The organism is bacterium (genome assembly GCA_021371935.1).
Classification (GTDB): domain Bacteria; phylum Armatimonadota; class UBA5829; order UBA5829; family UBA5829; genus UBA5829.
Map to the genome: position 1 here is coordinate 20,591 of JAJFVF010000020.1, position 12,969 is coordinate 33,559.

General features: G+C 50.8%; 11 protein-coding genes. 5 read left to right on the plus strand and 6 right to left on the minus strand.

All coding sequences use genetic code 11. The features are described from left to right. Window positions 1–46: 46 nt before the first annotated feature. Together LLG46_13900 and LLG46_13905 are read right to left on the minus strand one after the other, a co-directional pair. On the minus strand, window positions 47–2,734 hold the full coding sequence (locus LLG46_13900) for an Ig-like domain-containing protein (protein ID MCE5324389.1): 2,688 nt from the start codon (window positions 2,732–2,734) through the stop codon (window positions 47–49). A gap of 260 nt (window positions 2,735–2,994) precedes the next feature. After that, window positions 2,995–5,472, minus strand: a complete 2,478-nt coding sequence (locus LLG46_13905) for a tetratricopeptide repeat protein (GenBank protein ID MCE5324390.1) — start codon at window positions 5,470–5,472, stop codon at window positions 2,995–2,997. 156 nt (window positions 5,473–5,628) lie between these two features. Between LLG46_13905 and LLG46_13910 the strand changes: the two genes are divergently transcribed. Next, window positions 5,629–5,844: a hypothetical protein gene (locus LLG46_13910; protein ID MCE5324391.1), complete on the plus strand. Its 216-nt coding sequence runs from the start codon at window positions 5,629–5,631 to the stop codon at window positions 5,842–5,844. Window positions 5,845–5,982: 138 nt separating this feature from the next. Here the strand turns inward: LLG46_13910 and LLG46_13915 are convergent, their stop codons facing one another. Continuing rightward, window positions 5,983–6,591 carry a response regulator gene (locus tag LLG46_13915; protein ID MCE5324392.1) on the minus strand — a complete coding sequence of 203 codons (609 nt, stop codon included), beginning with the start codon at window positions 6,589–6,591 and terminating at the stop codon, window positions 5,983–5,985. A gap of 148 nt (window positions 6,592–6,739) precedes the next feature. Here LLG46_13915 and LLG46_13920 point away from each other — a divergent pair, with 148 nt between their 5' ends. The 4 genes from LLG46_13920 to LLG46_13935 all read left to right on the plus strand — a co-directional run bounded on the left by LLG46_13920 (window position 6,740) and on the right by LLG46_13935 (window position 9,610). After that, a complete protein-coding gene (locus LLG46_13920; protein ID MCE5324393.1) occupies window positions 6,740–7,396 on the plus strand; it encodes a phosphoribosyltransferase in 657 nt (218 codons plus the stop codon). Between the two features lie 4 nt (window positions 7,397–7,400). Beyond that, window positions 7,401–8,036, plus strand: a complete 636-nt coding sequence (locus tag LLG46_13925; GenBank protein MCE5324394.1) for a phosphoribosyltransferase — start codon at window positions 7,401–7,403, stop codon at window positions 8,034–8,036. Window positions 8,037–8,144: 108 nt separating this feature from the next. Further along, on the plus strand, window positions 8,145–8,831 hold the full coding sequence (locus tag LLG46_13930; GenBank protein MCE5324395.1) for a DUF1559 domain-containing protein: 687 nt from the start codon (window positions 8,145–8,147) through the stop codon (window positions 8,829–8,831). After that, window positions 8,828–9,610, plus strand: a complete 783-nt coding sequence (locus tag LLG46_13935) for a DUF3887 domain-containing protein (protein MCE5324396.1) — start codon at window positions 8,828–8,830, stop codon at window positions 9,608–9,610. Before LLG46_13930 ends, LLG46_13935 begins: the two co-directional genes overlap by 4 nt. 111 nt (window positions 9,611–9,721) lie before the next feature. Here the strand turns inward: LLG46_13935 and lon are convergent, their stop codons facing one another. The 3 genes from lon to LLG46_13950 all read right to left on the minus strand — a co-directional run. Then, window positions 9,722–12,148: an endopeptidase La gene (lon, locus tag LLG46_13940; protein MCE5324397.1), complete on the minus strand. Its 2,427-nt coding sequence runs from the start codon at window positions 12,146–12,148 to the stop codon at window positions 9,722–9,724. A gap of 61 nt (window positions 12,149–12,209) precedes the next feature. Further along, complete coding sequence (locus LLG46_13945; protein ID MCE5324398.1) at window positions 12,210–12,665, minus strand: Hsp20/alpha crystallin family protein; 456 nt, start codon at window positions 12,663–12,665, stop codon at window positions 12,210–12,212. Between the two features lie 192 nt (window positions 12,666–12,857). Continuing rightward, window positions 12,858–12,969: IS110 family transposase (locus tag LLG46_13950; GenBank protein MCE5324399.1), on the minus strand; the 112-nt coding region annotated here is incomplete at its 5' end.

Here is a 12,969-nt window from a genome sequence, read left to right on the forward strand (position 1 = left end):
GATCGACCCCACGCATATACAAGGAGGGACATCGCTCAGTCATCAATTATTTAATCTTTATAATTGCAACCAGATATGGAAACGCCCCTGTTACACTGCCCGTAATATGAACGGTTCGTGTGGACTTATCATATTCACTGAAGAACACCGCGCCTGAGCCGGCACCGCGAACAACGTTTTTCAGGTTTCCGCTGCCGTCCATCACAGGACTAAAACCTCTTCCATCAGGTATGCCAACGGAAGTCTCGAACATTCCACCGGTGGCGCTATCCACCACAACATATATCTCGTCTGAACTGTCTGAACTCAAGGCGCTATACCGGCAAGAATGCGCCGGAACATAATTCGCAGACGAAACCTCACTGGATGTATGCGAGCCTACCCAGCAGTCTATAAATGCCGCGGCATCCTGAATATCTATGCATCCGTCGCCCTCGGCGGTCCAGTTAGGCCAAGTTCCGTCGGTGCACGGTGCAAGGTCGAATGGGCCGTCAGTCGAATCATCCCAAACCGGACTTGTTGTCGAATGCCAGCGAACCCATTCCTGCACAAAATCTGCGGCGTCGGTGATGTTGACGACGTGGTCACTGTTGAAATCACCCGGAAGCGGCGGCTCGATCGTAATATCCAGAGCGCTGCAGCCGTTTATGCTGATTTGAGCGGAACCACTCTCGCTGGGAGCCGTCAGGCTGATGGACTTCACTATCTCAGCCGGTGTGGACGGGTTCGATACCTCGACGTTGATGGTTATGATCCGGCTGGTGGTATCCCAACTGCTGGTCAGTGAAGAGACATCATCGCCCGCCTCCACACAAGCCAGGCTCCCGCCCGACATCGAATCACTGACTTCGATATTCTCGGGCACGTGTATCAGAGCTGTATATGTTGTCGCCTGCGCATCATTGAGCACTATGTGAGGAGTGGTGAACTCCCTGTATACCTCAACCGTCATTTGTGCCGGATCGAACGATGCTGCCGTCACAGTGCTAAACGCCCAGGTGTATTGTTCAGCCATCGCATTACCGTTTGCATCCAGAGCACTGGAAGCAATCGAACAAGTGTAATCACTATCAAGTGAGAAATCGGCATGGGTGATAGTCAGAGTCTTCGCATCCGCGCTCCATGTATAACCTATCGAGCCCACAGCAGGCGCAATACTAAAGGCCGCCTCAGTCGATTCAGGTTCCATAGCCTCGCTGAACGTTATCACTATATTCGTGCCTGCTGACACCGCTTCCGCACCGGATGCAGGTGTCACTGATGCAACCTCCGGCGGTGTCGAGTCAGTTGAACTTACGGTCAGCTGCGTTGACTTGGAAGCGCTTATCTGGTCATCGCTCGTACTGGTGGCCGTGCAGGTCAGCGTAACTGCTACATCCTCGCCCGAATCGTTCGTGGGAGCAGTGTATATGGGATTTTGGTCGTCAGCGCTGGACATAAACGTGCCGCCGGCATCGCCGTCCGACCAATGGTAGGTTATGGCAGAGTCGAGCGAGTCGGTCGCACTGACTGAACACTGAACCGATGAACCAGGAACCACCTCTGACTGATCCAGTGAAGGACCGGAATCAATGGTAATCGTATGTTCGGAAGCAGCATCCGTCGCCACTACCGCAAGCTGTTTCGTGGTGGATGTACACGTCTCATCACCTGCAAAGGCAGCCCTGAAATACCAAGTCCCTACCTCATCGATCGTCGTATTCCATGTAAATGTGCCGTTGGCAGAGGTGGCCAGATTATGCTGTGTTGAACTGCCATTTGGCACAGTGCATGTAAGGACAATAGCCGCACCCTCGACCACAGGCGAGAGCATACCTGTTATGGTGACACTCTCACCCAACGTCGGGGCGGAAGGATCACAGGTAAGTTCTATCGAGCTTGTCACTTTATCCTGAGCCACAACGCTCATCGAATAGTCGCTCGCTATATAACTTTCATCTCCGTCGAACGATATAAGAACCTGGTATGTGCCTACCTTGGCGGCGTTGAATGTACTCGTAAAGGAGCCGTCATCGCCGGTGGTCACAGTGGAAGTGGCGCTTGTATCGTCGGGAGAGTCTATATATACTGTAAGCTCCCGAGACATGGCCGGCTGCAGTGCGCCCGAGATGGTTACATCCTGGCCGACATAAGGCGAATCGGGGCTGGCGGAAGCCGTAATCCTTGTGGACCTCATATTCGGCTCGGGGATATTGATCTCCGCACTCGCCGTGCCCTGCGCTGCATTATAGTCCGATATCGCAGTCACAGTTACCTTGTCAGATTGTGTGGCATCCTCGGGGATGGAGACCCTCAAAAAACAGGGACAATACGCATCGGCAACTAGAGAGCTTACAGAAGACGTATTGGTAATCTCCCAATCCTCATCGCTGTCATGGACGCCGTCGTTGTCATCGTCATATATAATTGCCGTGCTCCAGCCGTTTTCTGAAACAGACGTAAGGGCAAAGCTGTCACTATAGTTGCCGGTGTTGATTATCCTCATCGGAAAATACATGTATTCACCCGGCGTGGACGTATCTGGAGACGGACTCCATTCTATGGATGCGCCTGCAACCTGCACTACCGTAAGTGTCAGCGTCGCAGGAGTCGCAATCTGATCTTCGTCGTAAGCATCGGTGTACTGACCGGTCGCCTGCAGTTCAATCGTCGTTCCAGGAGGCAAACCCACTGAAAACACCTGCACCGGCAGCGCCAGCAAACACAATATGGCTGCAAATAGTATGCGTCGCATTGGCTTGTTCCCCACAAAACTTTGGCTGGCAGGCCGCGAAGGCTGTCGGCCTGCTATTGCGTTGTTCCGTGAAGCAAAAGCCTGGAATCCTGGTAATGCTGCGTGTTTTGACTGGATATTTGGTGGTGATTATTTTGGATTTGGGAAACGTGTAGGGGCTTGTCGGAAGTACAGAGAAGCTGAGCCGGTCTGCTCACACAGGAAGATGAACCGACCGGCCTTTAAGACAATACTCAATATAAATTATAAAATACTAAATCTCAAGGTTTGCCTGATTCCAATGCCTTAACCTTGGACTTGATCTCCTGGTTCGCAGGATCGAACTTGAGATAGTCTTTATAAGTTTTCACTGCGTCTAACGATTTGCCTGTCTTTTCCTGGAGACCGGCCAGATTGAGCACCAACTCACGGTCAAAAGGTATGCTCTTGACGGCTGCGGCATAACAGTCGATGGCATCCCGATCACGTCCCATGGCCTTATAGAGGTCGCCAAGCTTGCGATTGGCAGTGGGATCATCCGATTTCTTGGCCAGGACCTTTTTATACTCTTCGATGGCCTTGTCATTCTGGTTCGATTCGGCATAGGCTGATCCGAGCACCATCGTCAGCTTGGTATTGTCCGAACTCTTGACCTCAAGCTCGGATAGCGTCTTGATCGCCTCATCGGCCCTGCCGGCTTTCTTGAGCGCGCTCATATAGTAGCCGTAAGGGGCGTTGTCCTTGCCGGATGTGACAATCGATTTCAAGTAATTCAGATACTCATCAGTCTTCTGTCGCGCTTCATAAATCTTGGCCAATGCGTCCAGTGACGAAGTGGCAGAAGGCTTTATATCTATGGCGCTCTTATAGGAGGCTATCGCGGCATCCGTATCGCCCAACTGCTCCTGGAGCTTGCCCATCTGCCCATATGCATACGCTTTGTAGCCCGCATTATCGGACTTGGCAATTTCAGCATATTGCTCAAGAGCAGCTTTATTGTCGTCTTTCTTCTCAAGAAGCTGAGCAAGTGTGACACGCTGCTCAAGGCTTTGTGTATCTGACTCTACCAGTTTTTTTGCCTCGGCTATGGCATCATCTATCTTGCCCCATTTCTCATATAGACCTGGAATACGGTTTTTATAGTTTGCATCTATATCCGCAAGCTGCCTATAGACGGCAATCTCGGACTCATAGTCTTTCTGAGTGTCATATATGCGCGCAATAGAGCTGAGCACACTGACCGACTTCGGCGAAAACTCCAGTATCTTCTTATATTGCTCGATTGCCTTGTCCGGCTGTTTCTTGGACTGATAAAGGTCGGCAAGAGCATTATATGGGTTCTCGTTCTTCGGGTCGGCATCTATAGCCTTTTGCAGGAGAGCTATAGCATCATCGGTCTTGTTTTGATTGCGGAGGCAGCCTGCAGCTTTGACCATCGTGTCGGAATCGTTAGGCTTGATCTTAAGCGCAGACTGATACTGCGCATACGCTTTGTCATTGGCTCCACTGCGTGCAAGCAGGTCGGCATAGCTGTTTATTATCGTCAGATCACTTGGAACTTTTTTTAAGGCCTTCTCATATTCAGCATAGGCCTCGCTCTTTTTGCCCTGGAAGACATATATATTCGCCATTCTTACATTGGGTACAGAGTCTTTCGGGTGGAATTTCTCCCATTTGCGGCAGGTTTTGATTGCACCGTCAAACTGTTTGTTTATCTCCTGCACATAGGCGTATACTTCCAGCGCCCGCTCGTCTTTCGGACCGGCACTCAGCGCCGCAGCCGCAGCTTTCATAGCCTTGTCGGACTTATTCAGATTCACCTGGGTCAGAGCGAGCCTTATATTTGCAGCGATACTTGAAGGTTGTGACTTGACAGCTGCCTGAAACTTCTCTTCCGCTTCCTTGTATTTTCCTTTGGTATAGTAGAGCGTCCCAAGGTCAAAATTGGCTTGATAGTTGTTCTTATCCGCTTTGAGCACACGCTCAAGCACATCTGTCGCCTTGGCTTCTTTGCCGGATGTGCCGTATAATCGTGCAAGCGACAATAGGGCAGAGACCTTCGTCTCAGGCAGCTTTGATGCGCTTTCATAAAGCTCGATGGCCTTTTCCTTGTCGCCAATCTGCTCCGCCGAATAAGCCGCTATAGTTTTCGCTTGGGCATTCTTCGGGTCTATCACCGCAAGGCGCTCCATGGTACCCAGAGCATCGCCATACTTCTTGAGCTTCATATAAGCATAGCCCAGATTAAACATCGCAGCCTCATTTTTGGGATCGACATGCAGGCTAGAACGCAGAGCATCGACTGCAGGCTCATATTTGCCCAGCTTTAGGTTCACTACTCCAAAAAGATATCTGGCATGCGCATCTTTGGGCTTTTGGCCAATCATTTTTCGTGCATATTTGAGCGCTTCTTTATTTTTATTACGCTCAATGAGCACACTGGTCAACCGCTCCAGAGCAAATTCGTTTTTCGGCTCTTTGGCCAATACACGCTCGAACGCAGACTGGGCATTGCCCCACTTATTCTGCTGAATATAGATAACGCCCATATTATTTAGCGCGGGAGCTGAGTTAGGAGCCAGTTTCAGCACGATACGATATTCGGCCAGCGCCTTATCCAGCTTACCCGACTGCTGGAGCTTCAAGGCATTGTTGAAATGTTTCTGAGCTTCAGACTTACTGTCCGCATGGCATACAACACAGACGCATAAGAAGACCAATGCACTAATACATATCAGAACGCGCGATATTCTGGACACGGCAGCCCCCTGCAAAAAGAATTTTACAGATCAAATTCTAGTCCCGCAAAAGATGGAAGTCAACAATCCGCCCCACCCCATTTTATAAAACTGGTAGCACATACAGTCGGCAAACGATACGGCTCAAGGAAAAACACACATGAGGAGTTGATTGCCATGCTAATCGCTTTAATTGACGTGGTTAGCTGCGAAAACCCGAAATGCAGGGATTTCGCAAAGATCGTCCCCGGAACGCATGGAGTTACGTCGTATTACTGTCCGGTCTGCGGCAAGATCAGTTATCCTAGAACAGTCGACGCAGCGCTTGCGGATTCACCTGAGAGGTACAAAGAGTATCTGCAGCGAACTATGAACAGTATAGAACTAACTTGATGCGCACACAACGTAGGCAGCGGCTATAGGATGCTGTCCGCTGCCTATACCTCATAAAACCACTAACCCGTATTATGCGTAAAGCGCATAATACGGGACTCCGAGAGCATTATTCACGTTTCTCGTGAATAATGCGGGCTAACCCTTTTTTGGCGGCTCATTCTCAATTGCACGCAAGAATGCTTCATCCGCAATAATGATCTCATCGGCTGCCTGACGCATTGTTTTATTCTGATTGCGGCATTTGTGTCTGAGGTAGGTAAAAGCATCCTCTTCGTTTAGTGAGAGCCTTGACATAAGTATATGCTTGGCGCGCTCGGAGAGTTTTCTGGTCTCCAACGCGACCATGACATCCTCTGCCTCTTTGCGTAAAGCAGCAAGCACAGAAGCCCTGGCACAGACAAGCTCGATGTTGGCACACAGGCTTTCCTGGTCCACAGGCTTGCGCACGTATGTGCACGCTCCCGCCAAAGCCGCGCTTTCTATCCATTCCTTGTCCACTTGAGTCGACATAATCATTACAGCCTCGACTCCAAGCTCGATCAAGCGGTGAGTGGTATCGATCCCGCTGACGGAAGGACTTTCCATGTCGACCAGCGACACATCTGGATGCATCTGACTCGCAAGTTCAATTGCATCTTCGCAGCCTTCGGCTATGCCGACCACTTCGTGCCCCGCCTTTTCAATTATAGACCGAATACTTGATGCTGCATCGGCCTCACAGACAACTAAAACTCGGCAACCCATATTATTGCTCCTTTCCAGAAACCGAGTTTCGCCCAAGTCGTCGTGCAGATTATACGTCATTCATTGCAAGCAGGCAAGTTATCCGGTATTATGCGGGAAGCGCATAATGCGGTAAGTATTGAGGGTAAACGATAGTGGGGTGAGTGCATTGATCGAACCGTTTGAAAACAGAAAGCAGGCTGGTCAAGCTCTGGCTGACGCATTGGAACACCTTCGAGGCACGGACTGTATCGTGCTCGCCATACCGCGCGGAGGTGTCGTCACCGCATATGAAGTTGCTTGTGCGCTCGATTGGGAACTGGACGTGATCGTGCCGCGCAAACTAAGAGCGCCAGGCCAACCGGAACTGGCAATAGGAGCAGTCGCTAGTTGGGGCGACCATGAGCGGCTGCTTGATGATCGCTCCATTGCAATGATAGGCGTCAGCGATGAATATATCGAACGCGAAGTAAAAGAACAGCTCTCCGAAGTCGGCAGGAGGCTTATCGCATACCGAGGAACCAACAAACCGCCTAATATAGCGGGGCGTACAGTTATAGTTGTCGATGACGGTATTGCGACCGGATATACGACACGCGCCGCAATACTCGCCGCGCGAAACCTTAAGGCGGCAAGGATTATACTCGCCGTACCCGTAGGACCGCCCGACTCGGTCGAGGCGATTAAACCATACGTTGACGAACTGATTTGCCTGAAGATGCCGTTCCCGTTTATGGCTGTCGGTTACTGGTATAACGACTTTGATCAGGTCTCTGATACAGAAGTAATCAGATTGCTGGACGAAGCACGCTCACGCAGGGGCTGATATCATGCACGATCTGTTCGAGGACCGCAATGACGCGGGCAGAAAGCTCGCGAAGAGACTGGGTGAATATCACAACACAAGCGCGGTGCTCCTCGCGATACCACGCGGCGGAGTGCCTGTCGTGGCGGCGGCAGCACGCCGGCTGCAGCTTGAATGGAACGTGTTCGTCGCACGGAAACTGCCTATACCGTCAAACCCAGAGGCAGGCTTCGGCGCAATTACGGCGGATGGGTGCGTGGTGTTCAACAAACGGATTCTGCACGGCCTGCACCTATCGACAAACGACATAGACAGCGTTCTGGCGGACCAAAAGGCTGAAGCCGTTCGCAGGACAAAACTCTACTCCACCGCAAGGCTGCCGACCAATATCTCGCACAGAACCGTCATCGTGATTGATGATGGTCTGGCAAGTGGCTACACCATGCTGGCAGCAATAAAAGCACTCCGAGCTAAGGAGGCATCCAGAATTATCGCAGCAGCGCCTGTAGCCTCGCGGTCGGCAGCAGCCATGGTCGAACTGGCAGCCGATGAATGCGTATTCGAGATGATCAGTAACGCTGTCCCGTTTGCCGTGGCTGATTTCTACCTAACATGGCTTGATCTGACAGACGAAGACGTTCTCTCGCTGCTAAAGGAATAAGAATACAGCCCCGCATCCTGTCAAAATGTAATTCAACAATTCTCAACCACTTACGTCTATATATATGAATGCATGCTGTTTCGAGAGAAGAGATACGGTGGAGATTCTATGATGAAAAAACTAACTGGTTTTACCCTCATTGAACTGCTCGTGGCGATAGGCATAATAGCGATTTTGGCGGCTATACTGGTGCCTGTTGTATTTGCAGCCAAGGAGAAAGGCAAAATGGCTGCCTGCCTGAGCAACTTGCACCAATTGGGAAAAGGCATGACCCTGTACGCCGATGAATGGAACCATTACCCGATTGCCAGATTGGAAACCGGCGGATACGGCAATCCGTCCGGCAACTGGGCGGGAGTATACGATGTGTTCGATAAATGCGACCCCAGGCTGGGTCAAATTTTCCAATATGTCAGGAATACTGATGTCTACCTCTGCCCGAGCGATAAAGGCGTATGTGCAACAAGAATCACACAAGCCGACTCCATGCATTATCCGCTCAGCTACAGCATGAACAATATTGCCGATTATCGTTCGGCAAGCAATATGTCTGTTTCGGCAAGTAAAGTCGGGCTTATTGTTCATGAGGACAGAGACTCTATCGACGACGGTGATTTCTACTGGGTCGGTTGGGAAGACGGCGGAGAAGGCGCAAACCGGCCAGGCAGAATGCATAATGGCGGAACATGCGTGTTGTTCTGCGACCAGCATGCCCTGTGGCAGAAATACGAGACCGTTATCACCGAACTGCGCAGCGGAGCCTGGGACCCACTAAATGTCAGGAGAAATCAATGACAAAGAAAAAGGGAATTGCAATCATCTCGTCTGCATTCTTTTTGCTTATCGCTGCGGTCTGGCTGGTAGTCTTCCAGAGCAATCGCTACAACCACGGCGACTCAGGTGATCCCGAAGCCAAAATGTATGCGGCAAAAGCGCTCAATGTCATAAAATCACTGGATGCACGCGACTGTAATGGTGCCGTCAAAGATTTTGCCGCATCTGCAAAGAAAAACATCGACCCGCAGAAGTTCGGCAATGAATGGCAGGAGATAGAAAAAATCTGGGGTCCATTCAAAAAATGTGACATCTTAAATGCCGAAGGTAAGTATGAGGATCGGGACATAGCTTACAGTGTATGCATCACATGCAGGTTCGCAAAGGGCATGCTGCACACAGTCGTTGACTTCGGTCCGCAAAAGCAGATAAGTTATGTGACCTTTGAAGGCAAGCCATATGACCGCGATGAAGCAAAAAATTATACGGATAAAGCCATTAATATTATCACTTCTCTGAATTCAGGTGATTATAAAAATGCCGTGAGGGATTTTCCTTCCAATGAAAGAAAGCAGATCAATCCTCAACAACTGGGGCAGGGATGGTCGGAGCTAGAAAAGAAGATTGGCCCGCTCAAAAGTTATAAAGTTACGGATGCTAAAGACCAAAATGAGCGCGGATTTACTTATGCTGTGTATATCGAGTGCAAGTTTAAAAAAGGTAAAATGTACATGGTTGTCGGCTTTGATAATCAAAAACAGATAAGTAGACTGAGTATGAGCGATAGACCACAGCACTGATGCGTGGGAAGTTGTCAAATATCCACAGTACATAGAAATAAGCAGGATTCACTTACAGCGCGTGAACCCTGCTTATTCAAGCTCGGTGGCAAATATGAGGTCGATTTTCAACTATCGGTGTCTCGGCTTCTTCTTAGGCTCCAAAGCCTCGTCCAAAACCTGAGAGACATCGTCAACATAGATAATATTCATACTCTCACGGACATCCGAAGGCACGTCCTCTTCTATATCCTTGCGGTTCTCCTTCGGCACGATCACAGTCTCGACACCTGCCCTCTTCGCCGCAAGCACTTTTTCCTTTAGGCCGCCAATGGGCAGCACTTTGCCGCGCAGAGTGATCTCACCTGTCATCGCAAGGCGTGGCTTGACCTTTCTGCCACTCAGCAGTGAAGCAAGAGCCGTAATCATCGTGACACCGGCAGATGGACCGTCCTTTGGAATGGCTCCGGCAGGCACATGCAGATGCACGTCGGATTCCTTGTAAAAATCATTGGCAATGCCCAGTTCTTCCGAATGGCTGCGCACGTAACTTAATGCTGCTTGAGCCGACTCTTTCATCACGTCGCCAAGCTGACCGGTGGTAATGAGGTTCTTGCCGCCTTCCATCCGCGTTGCCTCGACAAAGAGCACATCGCCGCCGGTGGGTGTCCACGCAAGACCTACCGCAACACCCGGCTGATCCGTGCGGTCGGCTAGTTCCTCATGAATATATCGCGGTGAGCCCAGATAAGCATGAACCTGTGTCCTGTTCACCTTCACCGGTTTTTCGCGTCCCTCGGCAAACTCGCGGGCAGTCTTGCGGCAGATGCTGGCCACCTGCCTTTCGAGATTCCTCACGCCCGCCTCGCGCGTATAGCCCCGAATAATCTCCAGTATGCCGTCTTTGGTGAATGATATATGCTTGATCTTGGTCAAGCCATGCTCGTCGAGCTGCTTTGGAATCAAGTGGCGTTTGGCTATTTCAAGCTTCTCCTCTTCAGTGTAGCCCGCGATCTCCAGAATCTCCATCCTGTCGCGCAGTGGGGGCAGGATCGTGTCGAGCACGTTGGCCGTCGTTATAAACATGACCTTTGAGAGGTCGAATGTCACCTCCAGATAATGGTCCCGGAATGTCGAATTCTGCTCGGGGTCCAGCACCTCAAGCAGCGCTGAGGACGGATCACCCCTGAAATCAGCCCCCACCTTGTCTATCTCGTCGAGCATGAAGACCGGGTTATGAGACTCCGCACGTTTGATCGACTGAATGATCTGACCTGGAAGCGCACCTACATACGTGCGGCGGTGACCCCTGATCTCTGCCTCATCACGGACTCCACCAAGGCTCATACGGACAAACTTCCTGCCCAGTGACCTCGCAATCGACTTGCCGAGAGAAGTCTTGCCGACTCCGGGAGGTCCGACAAAGCACAAGATAGGATGGCGCATTTCACCTTCCTGTTTGAACTTTCGCACGGAGAGATATTCGAGTATCCTGTCCTTGACCTTGTCCAGACCATAGTGGTCTTCGTTGAGTGTTTTGTGGACCATCGGTATGTCGAGGTTGTCGATCGTATATGTCTCCCACGGCAGGCTGATTAGCCAGTCGATGTATGTCCGGGCAACCGTATACTCCGGCGCAGCAGGAGACATGTGGCTGAGTCTGTCGAGCTCCCTGGCAGCCTCTTTCTCGGCTTCCTCGGGCATCTTGGACTCAGTAATCTTCTTGCGCAGTTCCTCTACCTCGGCTGTCCGTTCATCACTCTCGCCAAGCTCTTTTTGGATAGCCTTCATCTGCTCGCGCAGGTAATATTCACGCTGCATCTTGCCCATCTCGGAGTGGACTTCAGACTGAATTTTGCTCCCAAGTTCGAGCACCTCGACCTCGCGCATGAGTATCGCGAGCAGCTTGTGGAGCCTTTCACGGGTGCCGACTGTCTCCAGCAGTTCCTGTTTCTCGGAAATCTCTATCGGCAGGTGCAGTGCTATGGTATCAGCCAGAACACCCGGCTTCGTGATGGCGGTCACAACACCCTGCAGTTCGTCGGGAAGATTCGGCGATAGAGTCACAACCTTCTGGAATGCAGTGCCGACATTGCGCTTAAGGGCTTCGATCTCGACCTCTTCTTCATCAGCCCAGTCGATGACATCCGGCATCTCTTCGACTTTGACACGTATATATGGCTCAGTCTGAATGCACTCGACCATTCTGATGCGCTTGAGACCCTGCACTATCAAGCGCTGGTGCTCGGGAAGACGCAGCATTGTATGAATCGCAGCGACAACGCCCACAGGATAGATATCCGAAAACTGAGGCGCCTCAATATTCGGGTCTTTCAGGGTCGCGAGCGCGATCATGCGTGTATCGCTGACGACGGCGTCATCAACCAGCTTCATCGAACTTTCGCGTGAAACGATGAGCGGCATCACCACCATCGGGAATAGTACAGTATCCTTTATAGGAAGAAGACTCAGCTCTTCAGGTGTTTCTATGGAACGGCTGCCGACGCCCTCGCCCTCTGGGCTCAAAACGTTATCGGCTTCCAGTATTGTAGTCTCCAAAACTAACCTCCAGATATATTAAACAGCCGGCGGTCGGCCGACTGATAACAGACGACAAAAATTAATCCTCTATCTCTATCCGCTTAGGCTGCAATTGCTCCAGTTTGGGCAGTGTAACCTTCAAAAACCCGTCCTTGTAATTGGCAGTGAGCTTGTTTCGATCAAACTTGACCTCAGCGGGCAGGGATATTATTCGCTCGAACGGGCCGTAATATATCTCAAGCTGGTGATATCTGATCCTTTGACTCTTGTCATCGTCACACTCCACACGGACTCCCCTCAACGTTAAGAACCTGCCATCCCCAGAGATCGACAGCTCTATTTGTCCAGGCTCAAGACCCGCGGCGCATACTTTTACCACGACCGCATCGGCTGTCTCATACACATCCACTCTTGGCGACCATACCTCGCCGGATGTGCTGGATATACGAAACATTTGCAACAGCATATCATCAGATACTCGACGCATCTCACGCTCCAGTTCCTCAAGCATCTCATCATAGGACTTGAAAATCATTAAAACCACCTTACCTGGCGGCGCAAATAATGCAAATGGCCGCTCCCAGAGGACAATTCTAGCAGGAGATTACCCACTTTACAAGTTCAACCCAACACATGCAATGATATTGCGTAACTGCTCAGAAATCATGAGTACATACCGCACATGTCATTCCGAGCGAAGCGAGATACCGTCTTGCCTGTCAATTTTTTACGCTGGCACTTCAAACGAGGTGCCGGTTTTTAGTACTCCATATGCGATTGCCAGCAATTTTCTCATGCACGCCCCAATGGCACTCATTTTACAAGCGCCTCTGCGCAAC